Genomic DNA, 21791 nt, shown 5'->3' on the forward strand with positions numbered 1-21791 from the left:
GATCGCTCCCGGAATCAGTTGATGATTGAGAGAGATTACCCGCGCGCCGCCCAGGCTTCCATCGCTGTTTTCAGATCATGTAGCAATGTGCGCGCCATTGACCGGAACACCGTGATCATAAAGGCATCTTCGCCAACGCGTGTCACCGAGGCCATCATGTGCCTGGCCTCTGTGCGCACCGTGGCCCCCACGGCAAACTGCGACAGCCGCAGATCGACCGGGCAGAGCCGCGCCAGCACATCTGTGGCCCCGTCGCCTACCAGCTCCATCATGGCCCAGCCCTGACTTTGGTCCGTCAGGGCCGCATATTGCGCAAGGCCCGCATCCGGTTCTGGCCCCAGCAACAGCGCCATGTCCCGGCCAAACCAGATAGCACGCGCATCTGAAGCTGCGCTGGATCCGTTTACTGTGGGCAAGCCCAGCCCATGGGCAGCTTTCAGCGCCTTGTCCAGCGCTGCCGCTTGGCCTGTGTAGGCGGCAATCGTGGTCATCGTCACCGGTTTTGCTTCATGCAGAGTAAGCCCGGCAATTTGCAACGGCAGCAGGCCCTCGCAGGCGGTTTTTGCGAGCAGTTCAGCCACGGGCCTTACCTCCTTCAACATCGTAAAACACCGGCTCCATCACCTGACAAAGCGTATCTATGCCGCGCATATGGTCAACCAGTCGGATCTCATCACCGATGCGACCCGCGCCGCCCTTCAGAAAAGCTAGCCCGATCATGTGGCCAAGCAGGGGCGAAAAGCCGACCGAGGTGACATACCCCTGATCCTGGATCCGCTCCACCGGGTCTTCGGGGTTGAACAGATGCGCGCCTGCGCTCAACTCTTTGACCGCCCCAACGGGCTTCAACCCCACCATCTGCATGCGATCCGCATCGATCAGGCCGGGTCGGGCCGCCATCGCCTTGCCGATGAAGTCTTTTTTCTTCGACATCATCCCCTGCATGCCCAGATCAAAAGCCGTCACCGTCCCGTTGATCTCGGCGTGGGTGATGAACCCCTTCTCGATCCGCAGCACATTCAGCGCCTCCATTCCATAGGCGCCACCGCCCAGCGCTTCAGCCCGTTCCAGCAGGATGCGGAACAGACTGTCACCATAGGAGGCAGGCAGCGCCAGCTCATAGGCCTCCTCCCCAGAGAATGAGATCCGGAATAACCGCCCCTTGATGCCCATGACAGAGACTTCACCGCAGGCCATAAATGGCCAGCTGTCGCCATCGATCGGCTGGTCCAGCAGGCCGTTTAGCAATGCCCGTGCCTTGGGGCCTGCGATCGCAAACTGCGCCCAATGCTCTGTGACCGAGGCAAAGCGCACATCCCATTCGGGGTGAAGCACCTGTGCCACAAATTCCAGATGCGCCATGACCTCTCCGGCGGCGGCCGTCGTAGTGGTCATCACATAGTGGTTTTCACCCAATCGCGCGGTGGTGCCGTCATCCATGACAAAGCCGTCTTCGCGCAGCATCAGACCATAGCGCACCCGCCCCTGCTTCAGCGTGCTAAAGGTATTGGTATAGACAAAATCCAGCAGCCGGACCGCGTCTGCGCCCTGAATGTCGATCTTGCCCAGGGTCGACACATCGCAAATACCAACGGCATTGCGCACATACATGATCTCGCGATCACAGGACTGCCGCCAGCTGGTCTCGCCTGGTTTGGGGAAATAGGCCGCGCGGTACCACAGCCCCACTTCCAGCTGGCTGGCGCCGCGTTCCTCAGCAACGGCATGCGATGTGAGAAACCGCTGCGGTTTGAACCCCTGGTCCGCCGCCCCGGCCCCCATGGCGCCAATGGCCACAGGCACAAAGGGCGGGCGAAAGGTGGTGCTGCCGGTTTCCGGGATGGACCGTCCGGTCACATCCGCCAGCACTGCCAAAGCTGCCACATTGGAATTCTTGCCTTGATCCGTGGCCATTCCCTGCGTCGTGTAGCGCTTCATATGTTCGACCGAGCGGAAATTCTCATCTGCCGCCTGGGCCACATCCTTAACAGTGACATCGTTCTGAAAGTCCAGCCAGGCGCGCCCCTTGCCCGGCACCGCCCAAAGCGGCGCAATGCGATAGGGCGCATCATCCGCTTGCGGCAAGGCTGCAGCCACGCGCGCAAGCCCCAGGTCTTCCAGTGCCGCCGCAGCCGCCGCCTCACCTTCGCTGAGGGCACCATGGGTAGAAAAGGCACCGTTGCAGGCCCCAGCCGTACGCAAACCCGGCACCGCGCCCGGCGTCGGTACAAATGCCAACAGATCCCGCTGCCAGGTTGGACGTGCATTCAAATGGCAGGTCAAATGCACCGAAGGGTTCCACCCCCCCGACATCGCCAGACAGTCGGTCTGGATCTTTTCTTCCCCACGCACCGAGCGCACAGTAATGCTTTCGAGCTGTCGTCCGCCTGACGAATTACACACCTGTGCCCCTTTGATCACCGGGAACAGATCACTGTCCGGCGCGTCATGGCGACTGTCGATCACGGCTGCCAAATGCACCCCGGCCTGCGCCAGATCACGCGCCGTGCGATGGGCATCGTCATTGTTGGCAAAAACCGTCAGGCGCTCTCCCGGGGCCACGCCCCAACGATTGAGATAGGCTCGCACAGCTCCCGCCATCATCACGCCGGGACGGTCATTGTTGCGAAAAGCCACAGGCCGCTCGATCGCACCGGCGGCCAAGACCGCCCGCTTGGCAGCAATGCGCCAGAAACATTCGCGCGGACGATGACTGCCTTTCAGGGAATGACTGCGCGGCAGATGATGGCTCACCCGCTCCAGCGCGCCATAGGTGCCCTCATCATAGGCCCCGGTGACAGAGGTTCGGGTCATCAAGCGCACGTTGTCCATCGACCTCAGCTCAGCCAGCACAATCTCAACCCAATCGACAGCCGCCAGGCCGTCGATCTCTTCCTGCTCCACCAAAAGACGCCCGCCCATGCGGCTGTCTTCTTCCAACAGAAGAACGTCCGCCCCTGCCCGCCCAGCGGTCAAAGCCGCCATCAGCCCGGCAGGACCTGCGCCAATGACCAGAAGATCGCAAAAGGCATAGGCCTTCTCGTAGCTGTCGGTATCCGCTTCTCCAGACAGCGCCCCCAGACCGGCAGCGCGACGGATCATCGGCTCATAGAGTTTTTCCCAGAAGGCGGCTGGCCACATGAAAGTCTTGTAATAAAAACCGGCACTAAAAAACGGCGCGGCCAGATTGTTCAGCGCCAAAATATCATGTTCCACCGACGGCCAGCAATTTTGACTGCGCGCCTCCAGCCCATCAAACAGCTCCTGCGTGGTGGCACGCTGATTGGGGTCCTGGCAGGTGCCATGCCCGACGGTGACCAGCGCATTCGGCTCTTCGCTGCCTGCGGTCAGAATGCCGCGCGGACGGTGATATTTGAACGAGCGCCCCACCAGATGAATATCATTGGCCAGCAGCGCCGAGGCCAATGTATCGCCCTCCTGCCCCATCAGATGGCGCCCGTTGAACGTGAAGCTGACCGATTTTGGCTGCGTCGAAAGCCCCTTGCCTGCAATCCTCATGGCTTGCCTCCCGAAGCTGCACCCGGCTCAGCGTCTGACGCTAGCCGCACATCCAGGATTTCATGCGTCGCCGTGTTACGCATAACAGTAAGCCAGCTACCGCAACCCATCTCGTGGTACCAAAGCTCAGCCAGTGGCCCTGCCGGATTTTCCCGCAGATTGACATAGGCATGCCATGCCTCAGGCTCTGCATCTTCGGCGGGACGATCAAGGGCTGCACCCTTGTAATAGAATTCGCGGCGATCCCGCTCACCACAATGCGGACAGGTGATCCTCATGACCAACGCTCCCGTTTCATCTTGCCCCAAATACCTCCGCCAGAGGTCTCACTGATCAACCCCCAAGGCCTAGTGCAGATTATGTTGCGCACCGGTGCCCTCCTCGTCCATCAGGCCATGACCAGACCGGAACCGGTCCAGTTTGAATTTACGCGCAGCCCCATGCGGGCGATCCGTAGCAATCAGATGCGCATAGGCATTGCCCGATCCGGGGGTCGCCTTGAAGCCGCCGTAGCACCAGCCGCAATTGAGATAGAGGCCATCAATGGGCGAGTGATCAATAATGGGCGAGCCATCTGGCGTCATGTCCATGATCCCGCCCCAGCTGCGCAAAAGGCGCGCCTTGCTGACCGCAGGCACCATCGCCACGCAGGTCTCCATCGTGTGTTCCACCATCGGCAGGTTGCCGCGCGCTGCGTAAGATGCGTAGAAATCCAGATAGCTGCCAAAAACCAGCCCGCCCTTGTCGGACTGGCTGATATAAAGATGCCCCTCGGCAAAGGTGATCACCTGATCAATCAGCGGCTTCACCCCTTCCGTGACAAAGGCCTGCAAGACATGGCTCTCAATCGGCAGGGTCAGTCCCGCCATCGCTGCCACCTGCGAGCTGCGCCCAGCCGCCGCCAGCGCCACCTTTTTGGCGCGGATCGGCCCACGTGCAGTTTGCACGCCAGTAACCTTGCCACCCTCGACATCAATGCCGGTGACTTCGCATTTCTGGATCAGATCGACCCCACGCATATCCGCCCCGCGGGCAAAGCCCCAGGCCACCGCATCGTGGCGTGCAGTGCCAGCGCGGCGCTGCATCAGCGCGCCCATGATCGGAAAGCGGTTGTTGTCAAAATTCAGATAGGGCGCCAATTTACGCACCCCGTCACGGTCCAGCAACTCCGCATCATCCCCTTGATTGATGATGGAATTACCACGCCGCACAGCCGCATCCCGTTGCCCGTCATTGTGATAGAGATTGAGGATCCCCCGCTGCGACATCATCGCATTGTAGTTCAGCTCCTGTTCCAAGCTTTCCCACAATCGCAGAGAATGAGAATAGAACTCAGAGTTGCCTGGCAGATAGTAGTTCGCCCGCACGATGGTAGTGTTGCGGCCAACATTGCCGCCGCCCAGATAGCCTTTTTCCAACACGGCGATATTGGTGATGCCATGTTCTGCCGCCAGATAATAGGCCGTGGCCAACCCATGACCGCCACCGCCAATGATCACCACATCATATTCGCGTTTGGGTTCCGGGTCACGCCAATGCGGGCCCCAACCCTTGTTACCGGTCAGCCCCTCTTTGAGCACCCGCCATCCAGAAAACCGCATCACGCCCCTCCCCGTTCGTATCCCGTCCGGATTTTGCCAACAGACGATGATAAACCTGTGATATTGCTAGCGGCTTTGCCGCAAGCCGCCTAGCCCCAGAGGTAAAATTTTCCACAACAGGCGTGCTCTTGCTGGTCTTTGCACAGGAAACAGACACATGTGTCTAGCTCGAAGCGCGACGTGCCGTGCCGCTTATGAACCATGGTCAAAACCAGGCTGGCACCTTCAACCACGCCAGCCTTCTGCATCCAGCCAAACAGGCCCCGCTATTTTTCAAGAGATGTACAACGAAAATTCAACGTCTCGGCAGCACAGCTCCCCGCCCTCCCGCACTCGCTAAAAAGGCCATTGGCTTCCGTTATAGCCCCTTCAACTTAGGGCAAAACCTGTATGCTTGACCTCTGAGCCACCTGTGCGCTCTGCCATCTTGTAATGGTCACACACCCCCGGTCCCTTAAGTCCCTTAAGTTTCTTAAGTCTTTTAAGTCTTTTAAGGCCCTCAAGGCTGTATGGATATCAGTCGGCGCCTCGACAAAAAAATGGCGGGCACAAGGCCCGCCAAAAAGACCAGAAAACTGGCCAGAGCTTTGTGCAAAACCTCAGAGCCCCTTGGCGCGATAGCTGGCGGCCACCTTGCCAATGGAAACCAGATAGGCCGCAGTCCGCAAATCGGTCACGTCATCACGGCTGTGCCAGACTTCGCGCATCGACTGATAGGCAATCCGCATGGTGTCATCGAGCCCCGAGCGCACCAGCTCCAACTCATCGGCACCGCGCAGATACTTCTCTTTGAAGCCCTCGTTCAGCGTCCAGGTTTTGCCCATGCTGTCCGAAAGCCCCTCCAATTCGTCCACCACCAGCTGGTGACGCGCCTCTTCCTGGCGTCGCTGCATGCGACCAAAACGAATATGGCTGAGGTTCTTGACCCACTCAAAGTATGACACCGTCACACCGCCGGCATTGGCATACATGTCCGGAATGATCACCGTGCCCTTTTCGCGCAGGATTTCATCCGCACCCGCAGTCACCGGACCGTTGGCGGCCTCGATGATCAGCGGTGCCTTGACGCGGTCTGCATTGGTGAGGTTGATCACCCCCTCCAGTGCCGCCGGGATCAGGATATCGCACTCCTGCTCCAACAGCTCTGCCCCGTCTTCGGTCAGTTTGGCATCCGGGTAGCCAGAGATGCCGCCATGTTTAACGATCCAGTTGTGGACAGCTTCCACGTCAAGACCTTCGGCACGGTACAGGCTACCATCGCGTTCGATGATACCGGTAATCAAAGAGCCATCTTCCTCGCTGAGGAATTTGGCCGCGTGATAGCCCACATTGCCAAGCCCCTGCACGATGACGCGCTTGCCCTTCAGCTTGCCCTCAAGACCGGCCTTGGCCACGTCTTCCGGGTGACGGAAGAATTCCCGCAGGGCATATTGCACGCCGCGACCGGTGGCCTCGACCCGGCCGGCGATGCCGCCCGCATTGAGCGGTTTGCCGGTCACGCAGGCCTTTGCATTGATGTCGGTGGTGTTCATGCGCTGATACTGATCAGCAATCCAGGCCATCTCGCGCTCGCCGGTGCCCATATCGGGGGCTGGCACGTTCTGGCTGGGATTGATCAGGTCGCGCTTAGCCAGTTCATAGGCGAAACGACGGGTGATCAGTTCCAGCTCATGTTCTTCGTATTTGCGCGGGTCAATGCACAGACCCCCCTTGGATCCACCAAAGGGCGCTTCCACGAGGGCACATTTATAAGTCATCAGTGCCGCAAGGGCTTCGACTTCATCCTGATGCACGTTGATGGCATAGCGGATACCACCTTTTACAGGCTCCATATGTTCGGAATGCACCGAACGATAGCCGGTAAAGGTCACCATCTCACCCCGCAGTCGCACCCCGAAACGCACCGTATAGGTGGCATTGCAGACGCGAATTTTCTCCTCCAACCCAGGTGGCAGATCCATCAGTGCGACGGCTCTGTTGAACATGAGGTCAACGCTTTCGCGGAAACTGGGTTCTTGGGGGCTGCTCATGGGCGGTTCTCCGTACTCTTAAAACGACTGATTCCTATCGTTACGGCAACTCTATGCACGGAAGTTTAAAGAGTGCGACCTTTTTGACCATTCCCTTCCAAAGATTTTTCGGAACGCCATCGCATACTGATTCTGTTTTTTCAAAGCAGGACGGCCAGGCTCCTTTGTTGACAAATCGTGAACAGTCAGCGGCATCGGTTAAAGATTGCCTCACTCATTAAGAAAATTGAAACTAAATGGACCTAACCGCGCCCCATTTCCGCCATCTTCCCCAACCAAATATGAACAACACGAAATCTCGTTCCACACTGACGCCCTGAATCCACGGGGCAGATGAGGCTGTTGTCCATGACCCTGCGTTCCAAGACTACTACAGCTCTGCCATACAATGTCCTGCAAAAAGGCGCTGCACATCTGCGCGCCTTTCGACAGGACGAAAGTGGCGTCATGGCCTATCCCACGGTTGCCTTCTTTCTATCGATGCTGGCGGTTGGCGGGATTGGCGTGGATCTGATGCGGATGGAGCGCGACCGCACCATCCTGCAATACACGCTTGACCGCGCAGTACTGGCTGCGGCTGACCTCGATCAGACCCTAGCCCCGGCCATTGTCGTCAAGGACTACCTGAACAAGGCCGGCCTGGGTGACTATTATCAGGATCCGATCGTCGAGTCGGGCCTTGGCTACAAACGGGTGCAGGCCACAATCGACCAGACATTCGAAGCCCACCTGCTGAAGTTTTCCGGCGGCGGTGACCTACCAGTCTATGCAACGTCCAAAGCCGAGGAAAGCATCGACGGGCTGGAGATTTCTCTGGTGCTGGACGTATCCGGGTCGATGAATTCCAACAGCCGTCTCACCAACCTGAAATCCGCAGCCAAAGATTTTATCGACACTATGGTGGCCAATACCACCGATGGCAAAATGTCGGTATCGATCGTGCCCTACGCAACCCAGGTCTCCCTGCCGGATGACCTGTTCGGCGAATACACGACCACCGGCGGGAACGACTATTCCAATTGTGTAAACTTTGAAGGATCTCAGTTCAGCTCTGCGTCATTGCCGACCAGCCAGTCCCTGGAAGCCTCGATGCATTTCACCCCTTGGGGGTATAGCAACCGGGACATGCGAACCTATTACAGCACTCAAAATCTGGTCAGGAGTCCGGTTTGCGACGATCGTGACAGCCGCCAGATCCTGCCGTTCCAGAAAGACGCAACCAAGCTGAAGACCTTCATTCAGAACCTGTCGGCAGGCGGCAACACCTCGATCGATATCGGGATGAAATGGGGCACCTCGCTGCTGGATCCAACTGCAAGACCGGCAATTCACGCCCTTTCCACAGGGTTTGAAACCTCGGTTCCTGCTGATTTCACCGAGCGCCCAGCAGATTATACTGACTCCGACACATTGAAGATCATCGTGTTGATGACCGACGGTCAGAACACGTCGCAATACTATGTCGAGGATGAATACCGGGATGGTTTCAGCGGTGTATGGTACAACTCACACTACAAATCCTACTCGACCTATGACTCCCGGTATGGCGGACGCTACTTCTTTCACTACAACAACAGCTGGTACGACCATCCCTATGGCAATGAAGGCAGTGAATCAGGCACCGCTGTCAATCTGACCTACGCCGAACTGTTCGCCCGCACCTCGCTAAAATATTTGTATCGCTACATCTACGATGAGTGGATGGATTTCTATGATGCGCGCAACAAGTGGTACTATGACGTTTTTGGCTCCTACGGCAACTCGACCAAGAACGCCCGCACCCGCAGCATCTGCACGGCCGCCAAGGCTAAAGGGGTCATCGTCTATACCATCGGCTTTGAGGCCCCCAGCAACGGTGTCGCCGTCCTGAGAGACTGCGCCAGTTCTGATGCTCATTACTTCGATGTGGACGGGCTGGAAATCAATGATGCCTTTGCATCGATCGCCACCTCCATCCGCCAACTGAGGTTGACCCAATGACCCAACATGGACCCCTTCGCGCCCTGCGCCGGTTCCGGCGCGAAGAAGATGGCAATGCCACATTGGAATTTGCCATCCTCATCCCGGCCTTCCTGATGATCCTGATGTCCACGGTCGAATTGGGGCTGATCAATATCCGCCAATCCCAGCTTGAACGCGCCTTGGACATCACGGTCCGTAGCATTCGCCTCTCGACTGGTGCGGTGCCACAGCATGACGCAATCCGCGATCAGGTCTGCGAGGTTTCCGGCTTTATCGACAATTGCAGCACCTCGCTGCGACTGGAAATGGTGCAGCTGGATCCCTTCGCCTGGGCAGGCGTCGATCCAGAGCCCGATTGCATCAGCAAGGTCGAAGACGTCCAGCCTGTACGCAACTTTACCGGCGGACAATCCAACGAACTGATGCTGATCCGCGCCTGCATGAAGTTCCGCCCGATGTTCTCTGACTGGGGCCTGGGCGGAGATCTGGGAAAAGACAGCGATGGACGGGTCAGCCTGTTTGCGTCCTCCGCCTTTGTTCAGGAGCCAAGATAAGCCATGTTACATGCTTTCCTCCAGCGCCTGCGCGCCTTCCGGCAAGAGACCTCCGGTCTGGTCTCCGTTGAATTCGCTCTCTATGTTCCGCTGCTTCTGTGGCTCTTTGCGGCAATCTACACCTTTTTTGATGCCTTCCGTCAGGAAAGCGTCAATCTGAAAGCCGCCTATACCGTTTCGGATCTGATCTCACGCGAGACGACAACGCTGAACGAGACCTATATCGACAGCATGTACGAGATGACCAAACTGCTGATCCGGTCGGATTCGCAGATCTCGCTTCGGGTCTCGGTGGTGCGCTGGGACGAAGACAACAATCGCTACTATGTGGACTGGTCAAAGGTACGCGGCAGCAATCTGCCAGTCTGGACCAACAGCACAATCAGCGAGGTCAAAGATGACCTGCCGGCCATGCCCGACGAAGAACGCGTAATTCTGGTGGAAACCCGCAACGAGATGGTGCCCGCCTTCAAGGTCGGCCTGCCGGATCTGGACATCAACAATTTTGTCTTTACCCGCCCCCGTTTTGCACCGCTGGTACATTTCGAAGGCGAAGACCTGGGCGGTGGCGATCACAACGATGGATCAGACGAGCTGGATTGATGCAGACTTGAACTGTTTCAGGCTTGGCCCGGTTCAGACTTAGTCTGACACCAATCAGGACTTCAGACTTAGTCTGACACCAATCAGGGCGGGGCAGTTACAGACACTGCTGGCTACAGGCTGCGCTGAGCAATCATGGCGGCGAGGATTTCCGACATCGCCTTGCTGTGCGAGCCCGGCGTCACACCGCCAATGCCGATACGACGCCCTGCGCGCCACCACAGACCCGGCATCCAGATCCGACTTCCGGGTGTCGCAGTGCGGATCAAAAACCCGTTCGAGGGCTTAAAGGCAAAAAAACCACGATCAATGGTCTGGATGTCTTCCACCCGAGCAATGACGGTCCCGTCGGTGCAACGCAGCTCACGTTCGGTCAGCTCAATCTGGTGCTCTGTGGCCTGCCACATACGCACGGCCAGCCACAGCGCGCCCAGCCCGACAACCAGCAAAAACACCAACCACCCCATGGATGGCGGCGTGGCAACCGCAACATAGAGCAATGTCGCACCAATTACGGCCAGCATGCTCACGCCCATGACACGCCGCAGACCCGAGGCCTCAACCGTTACCAAGACTTCGTCTGTCATCCGTTGTTCTCCTGCCATCATCTGTCACAGCACTCCTTTTGTCAGCGCCATGGGTCGGCCCAACCTCTGGCCGGACACTGGCGGGAGGCATAACCTGAATTTACAAAAACGAACAGCCCCACTCCAATCCCGTCTGAACTTCGCTTCCCACAAGAGCAGCCGACCTTGGCACTGCAACGACAAAAACTGAAACAGCTCTATTGTGCGCGCCACTTAGCCTCACTATCGTCGCGCCATGAGCTGGCCACAAAATACCCCCCCGCGCCAAGACAGTGATGCCGCTGCTGGCATCGAGATCTCAGATAATTTCGAACGCTTCACGCAGCGCAACGATATCTTCACCCGCGCCTTTTGGGACCCCAGCGTCACATCCAAACATACCGCCAAATTCTTTGCCTCCTATCGCATGGAGGCAGCACCCCGGCGTGGTGACGGGTTTGCGCAGCGCGATTTTGCCCTGCGCAATGCAGCCTGGCTGGTGTCGGATGTGATTTCCAACCGGCGCGGTGATCAGGGCATCCGCGAGGGGTTTCAGGCTCCGATTCAAAACGACACCCCCGTCGCACCTGACCCTTTGGAGGTCGAAGACCCTGCCCGCATGAGCGCCGAAGTGAAACGCATTGCAGAGTTTTTTGGCGCCGATCTCTGCGGAATCACTGATCTGGATGAACGCTGGCTTTATGCCTCCCGCGTGGATACCCGTGATTTTTCAGAAGCCCCGCATGATCTGCCCGAAGGGCTGAACACAGTGATCGTTCTGGGCCACGAGATGGAAGCCGATCTGGTGGCCACCTACCCTTCGGCGCTGGCCGGAGCTGCGACCGGGCGCGAATACAGTCACGAGGCCTCGGTGGTGATGCAGCTGGCCGCCTATATCCGCAATCTCGGCTACGAGGCCGTTCCGTCGATGAACGACACGGGTCTGGTGATCCCCTATGCGGTCAAGGCTGGTCTCGGTGAATATGCCCGCAATCAGATGGTCATCACGCCAGAGTACGGCCCGCGTCTGCGGTTTTCCAAGATCTTCACCAATCTGCCGCTGGCCCATGATGCCCCCAAACCCAAAGGTGTGCGCGCCTTTTGCGATATCTGCACCAAATGCGCCGAGGCCTGCCCGGTCAAGGCGCTGCCCTTTGGCCCACCGCAAGAAGGCGGCAGCAATGTCTCGGCCATCAAAGGCGTGCGCAAATGGACTTCGAACGCAGAGAAATGCTTTTCCTTCTGGGCCAAGATGGCCTCGGACTGCGCCATCTGCATGCGGGTCTGCCCGTTCAACCGCGACTATGAAAAGCCAGTCAACCGCCTGTGGTTGCGACTGGCCCTGTCCCGGTTTCGCAAACTGGCTCTGCGGCTGGCAGAAAAACACGGCACCCGCCTGAAGCCCGGAGACTGGTGGGCGCAGAGCCAAAAAGGCTCAAAGTGAGGCTTGCGCCTGACCATATCTGTGCATTTTCGCGCAGACGTGGTGATGAGATCGGGGTTTTGTGAAACCATGTAGCGTCCTAGCTATTGGGGGCACCAACCCCTCAGGAGGCGGAACATGTCCCTTCAATCCGGCAAAGCAAGGCCTATTCTCGAAACCCGGGCTGCCCGACCCACGCTCGAAGGGGCGGGTGTGAAACTGCACCGCGCCTTTGGCTTTCAGGATCCGAGTGAACTCGACCCCTTTTTGCTGTTTGACGATTTTCGCAACGAAGATCCTGTCGACTACATGCAGGGTTTCCCGTGGCACCCGCATCGCGGAATTGAAACCATCACCTATGTTTTGTCCGGCGAGGTCGAACACAGCGACTCTCTTGGCAATACCGGCAGTCTTGGGGCTGGTGATGTGCAATGGATGACGGCTGGATCCGGCATCCTGCATCAGGAAATGCCGCGCGGCAACGCACAGGGACAGATGCACGGGTTTCAGCTCTGGGGTAATCTGCCTGGGGACCAGAAAATGTGCGCCCCGCGCTATCAGGACGTGGCCGCGCGCGAGATCCCGGAAGTTATCGATGATGACGGCACCCGGGTGCGGGTGATCACCGGCGAGTTCTGGGGCAAACGCGGCCCAGTGGATGGCATTGCCGCGGATCCCCAGTATCTTGATGTCTCGGTTCCGGCTGGGGTGACCAAGACCTTTCGCATCGACACCTACCGGCGCGCCTTTGCCTATGTGTTTGAGGGGGCCGGTGCCTTTGTCGATGCCTCTGCTCCGCAGGGCGTGCTGCTGGAAAAGGAAGTCGCAGGCCAAGAGGTCAATATCCGCGACCTGTCAGGCAATCGCACTCTGGTACGGTTTGGCACCGGCGATGAGGTCACCGTGCAGGCAGGCCCTGACGGGCTGCGTTTCTTGCTGATTTCAGGCGCGCCAATTGATGAACCTGTCGCCTGGCACGGCCCCATCGTGATGAATACAAAGGCCGAATTGCAGCAGGCCTTCAAGGATCTACGCAATGGAACCTTCATTGCTCCGACACATTAACACCTCTCGGGCGGGGAGTTTCTCCGCCCAATGCGCCCTTCAAGCGGTGACTGATTTTCGCACCATGTCCCAATAGACGCTTTCAACCTCGTCCAGCGACAGACGGCCGCCACTGCGATACCAAGTCATCACCCCGTTCAGCATGGCAATCACCGCAAGGGTGGCGATCTTGGTGTCCGGGATGGTGAATTGCCCCGTCGCGACCCCCTGCTTCAGCACCGCCTCCAGCGCGTCCTCATAGGCTCGGCGCAGGGTCTCGATTGCGGCAAAATTTTCCTCGGTCAGATTGCGCAGCTCCATATAGGCGATGAAAACCGCATCCGGGCGCTGCATGTGAAAGCCGATGTGAAAGCGCACAAATGCCTCCAGTTGCGCCATGGCATCATCGGGCTTGGCAGCGGCCTGCCAGGCCGCCAGCAACTCGCGCATGTGGCCCTCCATCAGGGAATGCAGCAGGCTTTGTTTGTCTGGCGTGTAATTATACAGAGCCCCAGCCTGCACCCCGACCTCTTTGGCGATCTGGCGCATCGAGACCGCAGCATAGCCATGCTGCGCAAACAGATGCAGCGCCGCATCACGAATGCGCGGGCCAGTGATATCGGAATGAGAACCTTGAGTACGTGCCATGGCAATGACGGTAACTGAACATTTGTTCAGAAAAAAGCCCCCAAGCGGTAAAAACACCCCAACGCAAAGGCCCAGCTTGTGCCTATCCTGACAATTGTGCATCAAGGGGCATCTCAAAGGAAATGTGATATGCGCCGTCCTCTTGCTCTGCTGCCAATATGTGCTGTTCTTGCGATTGGATTGCTGACCGGCTGCACCAACGAGCCGGAACTTGAAAATCGCATCTCGCCTGCCCTGCGCAAAGCGGACTATCCTGATCTGGCGCCGATTGATCAGCTGCTGGAACCGCTGCCTGCACCACAGGACCAGGCTTTGGAATTGGAACAGGAGCTTGAGGCCCGCAGCAACAGGCTGGAACGCCGCGCCGAGGCGCTGCGCCGGGCAACCAACTGACCCCAGCTGCGACCGCATCAAATCTGCGCAAGCCACCCTTTCTTATTTGGGCAATCACTCCTTATTTCCCGGCGCTTTTGCCAGCGCCGTTGCACCCTTTCTCTGAACCCGCTAAGGCGGGACAACACAGATGGATAAAAAAGGATCTCCGGCTATGACAAAACCGCTTCGTCTTGGGATTGCAGGTTTGGGCACGGTTGGCGTGGGCGTTGTCAAAATCGTCCGCCGCCAGGCTGAAATGCTGGAGATGCGCACCGGTCGCCCTGTGGTGATCACAGCCGTTTCTGCCCGCGACGCCGACAAGGATCGCGGTGTCGCCCTGACCGGTTATGCCTGGGAAAGTGACCCAGTGGCATTGGCCAAACGCGATGATGTCGACGTCTTTGTCGAACTGATGGGCGGCCACGAAGGCGCTGCCAAAGAGGCAACCGAGGCAGCGCTTGCCTCTGGCAAGGATGTGGTCACCGCCAACAAAGCACTTTTGGCCATCCACGGTCAGGCCCTCGCAGAACAAGCCGAGGCCGCAGGTCAGGTGATCCGTTTCGAGGCAGCTGTCGCTGGCGGCATCCCAGTGATCAAATCTCTGACCGAAGGTTTGGCCGGCAATCAGATCACCCGGGTGATGGGCGTAATGAACGGCACCTGCAACTATATCCTCACCCGGATGGAGGCCACCGGCGAAGGCTACAATGTGTTGTTCGACGAATGCGCCCGCCTCGGCTATCTCGAGGCTGATCCAAACTTGGACGTCGGCGGCATTGATGCAGGCCACAAACTGGCGCTGCTGTCGTCGATCGCCTTTGGCAGCAAACCCGCCTTTGACGACGTGGTGCTGCAGGGCATCCAGCGCATAGAGCTGGATGATATCCGCCATGCCGCCGATATGGGCTACCGGATCAAACTGCTTGGGGTTGCCCAACGTACCGCCCGCGGGCTGGAACAACGCATGACGCCCTGCCTGGTGCCTGCAAACTCGCCCCTGGGTCAGCTCGAAGGCGGCACCAATATGGTGGTGATAGAAGGCGACGCAGTCGAACAAGTGGTGCTGCGCGGCCCTGGTGCCGGCGAAGGCCCTACCGCCAGCGCTGTTCTGGGAGACATTTGCGATCTCGCGCGCGGCTTGCGTATTGCCACCTTTGGCCAGCCCGCCACCACCTTGCAGCACATCCCGGCCGCACAAACCGGACTGCCTGCCCCTTACTATTTGCGTCTGGCACTTCAGGACAAACCCGGTGCGCTGGCCAAGGTCGCTGCCGTGTTGGGGGATGCGGGGATCTCCATCGACCGGATGCGCCAATACGGCCATTCTGAGCCCACCGCCCCGGTGCTGATCGTCACTCACAAATGCACCTCCGCAATGCTGGATATTGCGATCGAAGCCCTGGCAGACACCGGTGTCGTGGATGGCGACCCCGTCGCCCTGCGCATCGAAGAGTTGTAATTTGCCGCCCAATCGGAGCGAAAAGACGAAAAAGGCGCGCAAATCTGCTCCCTTCAGAGCACAGAGCGCGCCTTCCCGCCAAAGCTAACGCTATCATCCCTTGCCCGCGGCCCCAGCAAAAGGCTATGCGACAGGCAGCCCGTACGGATTGTAACAGGATTTTGAGTATGACCTCGACCGAGACCGCCACCGACGCCCCTTTCCATGACCGCATGCTGTCCCTCGGCCTTGCCCGTGTGGCAGAACAGGCCGCTCTCGCCTCTGCCTCGCTGATTGGCCGTGGTGACGAAAAAGCCGCCGATCAGGCCGCCGTCAACGCCATGCGTGAACAGCTGAACCTGCTCGACATCAAAGGTGTCGTTGTGATCGGCGAAGGCGAGCGCGACGAAGCGCCCATGCTTTTCATTGGTGAAGAAGTCGGTACCGGCAAAGGCCCCGGCGTTGATATCGCGCTGGACCCTCTCGAAGGCACCACGCTGACCGCCAAGGACATGCCCAACGCCCTGACCGTGATCGCCATGGGCCCGCGCGGCTCAATGCTGCATGCGCCTGACACTTATATGGACAAACTAGCGATTGGCCCCGGCTACCCCGAAGGCGTTGTCTCGCTCGATATGTCGCCCCGCGCACGTGTTGAGGCCCTGGCTGCCGCCAAAGGCTGCGCGCCCTCTGACATCACCGTCTGCATTCTCGAACGTCCCCGCCATGAGGCAATGATTGCCGAAGTGCGCGAAACCGGCGCTTCGATCCGTCTGATCACCGATGGGGATGTGGCTGGCGTCATGCACTGCGCCGAATCTGAGACCACCGGCATCGACATGTATATGGGCCAGGGTGGCGCCCCCGAGGGCGTTCTGGCAGCAGCCGCGCTGAAATGCATGGGCGGTCAGATCTTTGGTCGCCTGTTGTTCCGCAACGACGACGAAAAGGGCCGTGCCGCCAAGGCCGGCATTACCGATCTGGACCGCATCTATACCCGTGACGAGATGGTAACACAGGACGTGATCTTTGCGGCAACCGGCGTCACCGGCGGCTCCTTGCTGCCCGCAATCAAGCGCCAGCCCGGTTGGGTCGAGACAACAACCCTGCTGATGCGCTCCAAAACCGGGTCGGTTCGGCGCATGTCCTACCGCACACCCGTTGATGCGCTCGAGGCCTGAAGACCTGCGTTAGCGGCAGGCACGACTTCCAGAAAAGGGCCGGATCCATCGGGGTCCGGCCTTTTTCAGTTTTGAAGGGAACAACAGATGAGCTTTCACAGATGAGCTTTCTAGGGGTAGAGACATCTCTGACCGGGCGTCGCTGGCTGGGTCTTGGCATTGATCTGGAACGCGCCGCCGAACATATGGTGCAGCAGACCGGCCTGCCCGCGCCGCTGTGTCAGGTGCTGGCCCGTCGTGGCGTCCCCGCCCATGAGGCCACAGGTTTCCTGACCCCACAGCTGAAAGAACTGCTGCCCGATCCACGCAGCATGAAAGATATGGAAGTGGCCGCCTCCCGCTTCCTGCAGGCGGTGGAAAAGCGTGAGCGCATTGCGATTTTTGCCGACTATGATGTTGATGGCGGCAGCTCAGCCGCGCTGTTGATGGTCTGGCTGCGCGCCATGGGGCTGCAGGCCACGCTCTATATCCCGGACCGCATCGACGAAGGCTACGGCCCCAATGACGCCGCCATGTCCGGGCTGGCGCGGGATCACGACCTGATCATCTGCGTCGACTGCGGCACCCTTTCGCAGGGGCCTATCGCGGCCGCAAAAGGCGCAGATGTCGTAGTGCTGGACCATCACCTAGGCGGTGAGACCCTGCCTGACTGTGTCGCGGTGGTGAACCCCAACAGACAGGACGAAGACGGCGATCTGGGCTATTTCTGCGCCGCAGGCGTGGTCTTTCTAATGTTGGTCGAAACACGTCGTCAGGCTCGCGATAAGGGGCTTGGCACCGGGCCGGACCTTTTGAGCCTGCTGGATCTGGTAGCGCTGGCGACGGTGGCTGATGTCGCGCCCCTGATTGGTGCCAACCGCGCTCTGGTGCGACAGGGGCTCAAGGTTATGGGCGCACGTCAACGCCCCGGTCTGGTGGCGCTGGCAGATGTATCGCGTATGGATGCGGCCCCCTCGACCTATCATCTGGGATTTCTTCTTGGGCCACGTGTCAATGCTGGCGGGCGCATCGGCAAGGCCGATCTTGGCGCGCGGCTGCTGGCAACGGAAAACCCACACGAAGCGGCAGCGCTGGCGGAACGCCTGGATCAGCTCAATACCGAACGGCGTGACATCGAAAACGCAGTACGCGCCGCCGCCATGGAACAGGCTGAGGCCCGGGGCTATGACGCGCCTCTGGTCTGGGCCGCTGGCGAAGGCTGGCACCCCGGCGTGGTCGGCATTGTTGCCTCGCGTCTGAAAGAGGCTGCAGGACGTCCTGCCGTCGTTATTGGCCTGCAGGATGGCGAAGGCAAGGGATCGGGCCGGTCTGTCAGCGGCATTGATCTGGGCGCTGCGATCCAGCGCTGCGCCGCTGAGGGACTGCTGATCAAAGGTGGTGGACACAAAATGGCCGCTGGCCTAACGGTGGCCGAAGACAAGCTGGAAGCCGCCATGGAACGGCTGAGCGACCTGCTGGCAAAGCAGGGTGCCGCAGACCTAGGACCAGCAGATCTAAAACTGGACGGTATGCTGATGCCGGGTGCGGCAACCGTGGATCTGATCGAACAGATAGAACAGGCTGGCCCCTTTGGGGCAGGTGCCGCCGCCCCTCGCTACGCCTTTCCTGATCTGGCTGTCCGATTTGCCAAACGTATCGGTGAAACGCACCTGAAGCTGTCTCTGACCGATGGGATGGGCGGTAATCTGGACGCGATTTGTTTTGGTGCCTTTGACACCGATCTTGGCCCGCGCCTGCTCGAACATGGAGGCGCGAGATTCCATTTTGCTGGCCGACTTGAAATCAATACCTGGGGCGGCAGACAAAGTGCACAGCTGCGTCTTGAGGATGCTGCTGCCACCAGCTGAATCGGCAACGGCTCACTAGATCCAAGACGAAATTCGCCGCAGAAAAGAATCTTTCGCCAGACGCATTTTTTGTCTTGCGGCTTTGGTCTGGAATAACTAAACACCGCTCCACAGCAAGTGGCCCGTTCGTCTATCGGTTAGGACGTCAGGTTTTCAACCTGAAAAGAGGGGTTCGACTCCCCTACGGGCTGCCACTTTACTTTCCTTGACAAAATGCTCCCTCCTACGAGGCAGTCTTCCAGTAAGACAACCTCGCAGATAAGACAGCGGGTAAAATCCAAGCCTTTGTGCTCTGGCGGGACGCGTTGCCCGCTCGTGGTGTGGTCCGGACTGTCTATCGGATTCGGCCTGCCTATTGGCACTGAAGTGGTGAGCAGCCTGGAAAAACGGCTCCCCCATTTGAAAAGCCACGAGGCGGTGGAATGTCTCGATTTTTCAGGAAGTTATCCAACTTCAAAAAAAGTCAATTTCTCGCAAAAACCCCCTTGCGCTGCCCCGTCGGACTGAGTAGAAACCGCTTCACAGAAAGTGGCCCGTTCGTCTATCGGTTAGGACGTCAGGTTTTCAACCTGAAAAGAGGGGTTCGACTCCCCTACGGGCTGCCACTTTACTCCCTTTCGTTTGAAAAAATGAATGCGCTTGAAACGCCTGCATCAGTGATCACTGAGCCAAGAAACGCGCCTTGCTCTCACGCCTGGTTCTCACGGAAGAGATGTCTTGTTCGGGTGATACTCTTTTCAGACGACACTCATGATGCATGCAGTGTGCGTGCGGCACGTCCCACAGGAAAATCTGGCCGCAACACCAGCCCGCCAGTCCTGAGCAGAACCCCGCCCTATAGAAGCACCACTTGCCTTTCTTAGGGGCCTTAGGGGGTTGCCAGCTGCTCGTCTTTTTCCATGCCCTGCTCATAGAAACAATGCCGGGAGCGACCAGCCCGCTTGGCCGCATAGAGGGCGACATCGGCCTGATGCAGTATTTCGGCAGCTTCAAATGGCACGGTATTCCAAACAGACAGCGTCGTACCGGCACTGGCAGACACTTTGCAAAGCCGCCCTCCATAGGGAACAGGCTCTTCAAGTTGGGTAATCAGACGCGTCGCCAAAGTCTCTAGTATCTTCGGCTCTCGTACGCCTTCAAAAAGCATCACAAACTCATCGCCACCAACGCGGGCGACAGTGTCGGTTTGACGGGTACATTCCACCATGACCTTGGCTACATTTTGCAAAACAGCATCACCGGCAGCATGCCCCAGAGTGTCATTGACCTCTTTGAAGAAGTCGAGATCGACATGCATCAGGGCAAAATCGGCCCCGGCCCCAATCAGACGCCCCAGAATGTGATCCATAGCGCGGCGATTCTTTAGACCTGTGAGCGTGTCGGTAAAGGCCTGCTCCTCCGCCGCAATCATCGCCCCCTGCAGACGCAGGTTCAATTGACGCGAGGCCTCCATCGCGGCCGACTTCGCCTCCACCAGGTAGAGCATTTCAATGGTCAGATCCGTCGGCGAGAAATCAGCACTTGTCAGATCATAGTCGCGTACAGCCTCCAAAACCGAAATCCCAAAGGACAGGTTGATCAAAGCACCTTCACCATCGGGCAAAGGCACCAGAACCCCTTTCAGGCTGGTATGCGGAGAATCGCGAAATTGCAGATGCAACTTGGATCCGGCAGTCTGCAGCAGATCATCCATTGAACGCACCCAACGCGGGCGCAACAGATCAAAGACCCGAAAGAACCGCCTCCCCTCCCACTCAAAGTCGGGGCGGAGCTTTTTCAGTGTTGGTCCAACACCGCGCAACCGGCCATTGCCGTCCACCAATGCGTACATCGGGCAGAGCTGGTCAGCCATCGCGAGGAGGTCGGCAGACGTCATCATAAGGAATGTGCCCCAAGATCGAAGGCGCGGCCTTCTGCAAAATCGGTTTCAACCAGGGTAATCGAAATCACCTCCGCACCATCTTGGGTTCCGCGATGATCCAGAATGACCAAATCACCGTAGTCATCCCCCATGGCGCGTAAGACACCCATCATCACAAAGGCGTACCCCGGCAACCCGGGCTGACAAATCAAGTCGAACTGGCCAGGCGAATGCTCTACCAGCTCCAGTGCGGGCAAGTGCAGGTCGGCGACAGCCAGACGAGCGCGATCAGGCAAGTCATCCAGTGAGTGTAGAAACTCCACATAGTTTACTCCGCCAAACCGCAACAGGCGGCGAAGGGCCTCTACCTGTGGATTTGAAACCAGAAACGTCCCCATATCCTCGAGAATTTCGGGCAGAGGGCGCTCCAGAACCTGCTCCATGGCGGAGAGCATCGTATTTGATTGTTCATCCGTATAGATCAGCATGGCTTCGAACTCGGCAAAGCCAAGTCCCGCAAGATCCATGACGTCACGCCACCGCTCTTCCCCGTAGGTACTGGCGACGAACACCTGAATAGCCCTGTTGATCAGACCATGCATACATTGGCCCCTTGTTTCACTACACTCATGTTTGGCGCTGGATTGTTAAGATACGCCCAACAAGTAAAAATCGACAGAGTTTCCGAGGCAAATTCCGCCCAATAGTTCTAATACAGCACAAACATTCCTGCGAGCCACAGTTTTTATCAGATCTAAATCGAGATTCGCTCAAAATACCCCCTCCGATGGCACTCAGCTTTTGCAGAAAAATGTGAACCATTCGGCGACTCCTCCCGAGCACTGCCTTTTGGCACCAAGATTTTTCAAATCGGCTGAACCATCACTTGGGGGAGGGTCTTATCCTGTCCGGATGCCGCGCGAAAGAAAAAACTGCCCAGATTACCTGCCTGGCTACAGGTCCCCTGAAGGCAGCTGCTGTTGACTTCAATACAATCTAAACGAGGCGGCCGCTTCCTGCCGCACGCCCGGCCGTCGCCTTGCGCAGGGCGACTTCAGAATCCGCCCAGACCAGGCTCTGAAATCATCACACATATCGAGCATGAAAAATGGCGCCGGAAGACGCGAAAGGATGCCTCG

Annotated in this window: 18 protein-coding genes and 2 tRNA genes; 11 read left to right on the top strand and 9 right to left on the bottom strand. The window is 58.4% G+C overall.

Going from position 1 to position 21791, the window contains the following annotated elements; genetic code table 11:
* Positions 1-35: 35 nt before the first annotated feature.
* The 5 genes from PH5382_RS09315 to PH5382_RS09335 all read right to left on the bottom strand — a co-directional run bounded on the left by PH5382_RS09315 (position 36) and on the right by PH5382_RS09335 (position 7150).
* Positions 36-581, bottom strand: a complete 546-nt coding sequence (locus tag PH5382_RS09315) for a sarcosine oxidase subunit gamma (protein WP_058334113.1) — start codon at positions 579-581, stop codon at positions 36-38.
* Complete coding sequence (locus PH5382_RS09320) at positions 574-3519, bottom strand: sarcosine oxidase subunit alpha family protein (protein ID WP_058334114.1); 2946 nt, start codon at positions 3517-3519, stop codon at positions 574-576. The genes PH5382_RS09315 and PH5382_RS09320 overlap by 8 nt, the downstream gene beginning before the upstream one ends.
* On the bottom strand, positions 3516-3797 hold the full coding sequence (locus tag PH5382_RS09325) for a sarcosine oxidase subunit delta (RefSeq protein ID WP_058334115.1): 282 nt from the start codon (positions 3795-3797) through the stop codon (positions 3516-3518). The genes PH5382_RS09320 and PH5382_RS09325 overlap by 4 nt, the downstream gene beginning before the upstream one ends.
* A gap of 69 nt (positions 3798-3866) precedes the next feature.
* On the bottom strand, positions 3867-5120 hold the full coding sequence (locus tag PH5382_RS09330) for a sarcosine oxidase subunit beta family protein (RefSeq protein WP_058334116.1): 1254 nt from the start codon (positions 5118-5120) through the stop codon (positions 3867-3869).
* A gap of 599 nt (positions 5121-5719) precedes the next feature.
* Positions 5720-7150, bottom strand: a complete 1431-nt coding sequence (locus tag PH5382_RS09335) for a Glu/Leu/Phe/Val family dehydrogenase (RefSeq protein ID WP_058334117.1) — start codon at positions 7148-7150, stop codon at positions 5720-5722.
* 348 nt (positions 7151-7498) lie between these two features.
* Between PH5382_RS09335 and PH5382_RS09340 the strand changes: the two genes are divergently transcribed.
* Genes PH5382_RS09340 through PH5382_RS09350 form a run of 3 tightly spaced genes read left to right on the top strand, consistent with a single transcriptional unit; the run spans position 7499 to position 10269 of the window.
* Entirely contained in the window at positions 7499-9130 is a 1632-nt protein-coding gene (locus PH5382_RS09340; RefSeq protein ID WP_058334118.1) for a pilus assembly protein TadG-related protein, read from the top strand.
* Entirely contained in the window at positions 9127-9666 is a 540-nt protein-coding gene (locus tag PH5382_RS09345) for a TadE/TadG family type IV pilus assembly protein (protein ID WP_058334119.1), read from the top strand. Before PH5382_RS09340 ends, PH5382_RS09345 begins: the two co-directional genes overlap by 4 nt.
* Before the next feature lie 3 nt (positions 9667-9669).
* A complete protein-coding gene (locus tag PH5382_RS09350) occupies positions 9670-10269 on the top strand; it encodes a TadE/TadG family type IV pilus assembly protein (protein ID WP_058334120.1) in 600 nt (199 codons plus the stop codon).
* A 113-nt stretch (positions 10270-10382) separates the two neighbouring features.
* Here the strand turns inward: PH5382_RS09350 and PH5382_RS09355 are convergent, their stop codons facing one another.
* Positions 10383-10856: a hypothetical protein gene (locus PH5382_RS09355; RefSeq protein WP_156414876.1), complete on the bottom strand. Its 474-nt coding sequence runs from the start codon at positions 10854-10856 to the stop codon at positions 10383-10385.
* 235 nt (positions 10857-11091) lie between these two features.
* Between PH5382_RS09355 and PH5382_RS09360 the strand changes: the two genes are divergently transcribed.
* Entirely contained in the window at positions 11092-12279 is a 1188-nt protein-coding gene (locus PH5382_RS09360; protein ID WP_058334121.1) for a 4Fe-4S double cluster binding domain-containing protein, read from the top strand.
* A 117-nt stretch (positions 12280-12396) separates the two neighbouring features.
* On the top strand, positions 12397-13323 hold the full coding sequence (locus PH5382_RS09365) for a pirin family protein (RefSeq protein WP_058334122.1): 927 nt from the start codon (positions 12397-12399) through the stop codon (positions 13321-13323).
* A gap of 39 nt (positions 13324-13362) precedes the next feature.
* On the opposite strand, the gene PH5382_RS09370 is transcribed toward PH5382_RS09365, so the two are convergent.
* Entirely contained in the window at positions 13363-13950 is a 588-nt protein-coding gene (locus PH5382_RS09370; protein ID WP_058334241.1) for a TetR/AcrR family transcriptional regulator, read from the bottom strand.
* Positions 13951-14079: 129 nt separating this feature from the next.
* On the opposite strand from PH5382_RS09370, the gene PH5382_RS09375 reads away from it, so the two are divergent.
* The 6 genes from PH5382_RS09375 (at position 14080) to PH5382_RS09400 (ending at position 19396) form a co-directional block, all read left to right on the top strand.
* A complete protein-coding gene (locus PH5382_RS09375) occupies positions 14080-14343 on the top strand; it encodes a hypothetical protein (RefSeq protein WP_231751836.1) in 264 nt (87 codons plus the stop codon).
* A gap of 154 nt (positions 14344-14497) precedes the next feature.
* Entirely contained in the window at positions 14498-15784 is a 1287-nt protein-coding gene (locus PH5382_RS09380) for a homoserine dehydrogenase (protein WP_058334243.1), read from the top strand.
* A gap of 167 nt (positions 15785-15951) precedes the next feature.
* Entirely contained in the window at positions 15952-16944 is a 993-nt protein-coding gene (gene glpX, locus PH5382_RS09385) for a class II fructose-bisphosphatase (RefSeq protein ID WP_058334123.1), read from the top strand.
* A gap of 101 nt (positions 16945-17045) precedes the next feature.
* Positions 17046-18791 carry a single-stranded-DNA-specific exonuclease RecJ gene (recJ, locus tag PH5382_RS09390; protein WP_058334124.1) on the top strand — a complete coding sequence of 582 codons (1746 nt, stop codon included), beginning with the start codon at positions 17046-17048 and terminating at the stop codon, positions 18789-18791.
* Positions 18792-18910: 119 nt separating this feature from the next.
* Positions 18911-18985 (top strand) — tRNA-Glu (locus tag PH5382_RS09395).
* Positions 18986-19321: 336 nt separating this feature from the next.
* Positions 19322-19396, top strand: a tRNA-Glu gene (locus PH5382_RS09400).
* Positions 19397-19659: 263 nt separating this feature from the next.
* On the opposite strand, the gene PH5382_RS09405 is transcribed toward PH5382_RS09400, so the two are convergent.
* Together PH5382_RS09405 and PH5382_RS09410 are read right to left on the bottom strand one after the other, a co-directional pair.
* Positions 19660-20670 carry a GGDEF domain-containing protein gene (locus tag PH5382_RS09405; RefSeq protein WP_058334125.1) on the bottom strand — a complete coding sequence of 337 codons (1011 nt, stop codon included), beginning with the start codon at positions 20668-20670 and terminating at the stop codon, positions 19660-19662.
* Positions 20667-21254 (bottom strand): heme NO-binding domain-containing protein, encoded by a 588-nt coding sequence (locus tag PH5382_RS09410; protein ID WP_058334126.1) that lies wholly within the window; start codon positions 21252-21254, stop codon positions 20667-20669. The genes PH5382_RS09405 and PH5382_RS09410 overlap by 4 nt, the downstream gene beginning before the upstream one ends.
* Positions 21255-21791 lie beyond the last annotated feature (537 nt).

The sequence above is a fragment of the Phaeobacter sp. CECT 5382 genome, assembly GCF_001457775.1.
GTDB lineage: Bacteria > Pseudomonadota > Alphaproteobacteria > Rhodobacterales > Rhodobacteraceae > Pseudophaeobacter.

Bases quoted from the DNA above. Each gene is read 5' to 3' on its own strand.
- PH5382_RS09320 (WP_058334114.1), bottom strand. From the start codon at position 3,519: ATGAGGATTGCAGGCAAGGGGCTTTCGACGCAGCCAAAATCGGTCAGC.
- PH5382_RS09325 (WP_058334115.1), bottom strand. From the start codon at position 3,797: ATGAGGATCACCTGTCCGCATTGTGGTGAGCGGGATCGCCGCGAATTC.
- PH5382_RS09330 (WP_058334116.1), bottom strand. From the start codon at position 5,120: ATGCGGTTTTCTGGATGGCGGGTGCTCAAAGAGGGGCTGACCGGTAAC.
- PH5382_RS09335 (WP_058334117.1), bottom strand. From the start codon at position 7,150: ATGAGCAGCCCCCAAGAACCCAGTTTCCGCGAAAGCGTTGACCTCATG.
- PH5382_RS09340 (WP_058334118.1), top strand. From the start codon at position 7,499: ATGACCCTGCGTTCCAAGACTACTACAGCTCTGCCATACAATGTCCTG.
- PH5382_RS09345 (WP_058334119.1), top strand. From the start codon at position 9,127: ATGACCCAACATGGACCCCTTCGCGCCCTGCGCCGGTTCCGGCGCGAA.
- PH5382_RS09350 (WP_058334120.1), top strand. From the start codon at position 9,670: ATGTTACATGCTTTCCTCCAGCGCCTGCGCGCCTTCCGGCAAGAGACC.
- PH5382_RS09355 (WP_156414876.1), bottom strand. From the start codon at position 10,856: ATGACAGACGAAGTCTTGGTAACGGTTGAGGCCTCGGGTCTGCGGCGT.
- PH5382_RS09360 (WP_058334121.1), top strand. From the start codon at position 11,092: ATGAGCTGGCCACAAAATACCCCCCCGCGCCAAGACAGTGATGCCGCT.
- PH5382_RS09365 (WP_058334122.1), top strand. From the start codon at position 12,397: ATGTCCCTTCAATCCGGCAAAGCAAGGCCTATTCTCGAAACCCGGGCT.
- PH5382_RS09370 (WP_058334241.1), bottom strand. From the start codon at position 13,950: ATGGCACGTACTCAAGGTTCTCATTCCGATATCACTGGCCCGCGCATT.
- PH5382_RS09375 (WP_231751836.1), top strand. From the start codon at position 14,080: ATGCGCCGTCCTCTTGCTCTGCTGCCAATATGTGCTGTTCTTGCGATT.
- PH5382_RS09380 (WP_058334243.1), top strand. From the start codon at position 14,498: ATGACAAAACCGCTTCGTCTTGGGATTGCAGGTTTGGGCACGGTTGGC.
- glpX (WP_058334123.1), top strand. From the start codon at position 15,952: ATGACCTCGACCGAGACCGCCACCGACGCCCCTTTCCATGACCGCATG.
- recJ (WP_058334124.1), top strand. From the start codon at position 17,046: ATGAGCTTTCTAGGGGTAGAGACATCTCTGACCGGGCGTCGCTGGCTG.
- PH5382_RS09405 (WP_058334125.1), bottom strand. From the start codon at position 20,670: ATGATGACGTCTGCCGACCTCCTCGCGATGGCTGACCAGCTCTGCCCG.
- PH5382_RS09410 (WP_058334126.1), bottom strand. From the start codon at position 21,254: ATGCATGGTCTGATCAACAGGGCTATTCAGGTGTTCGTCGCCAGTACC.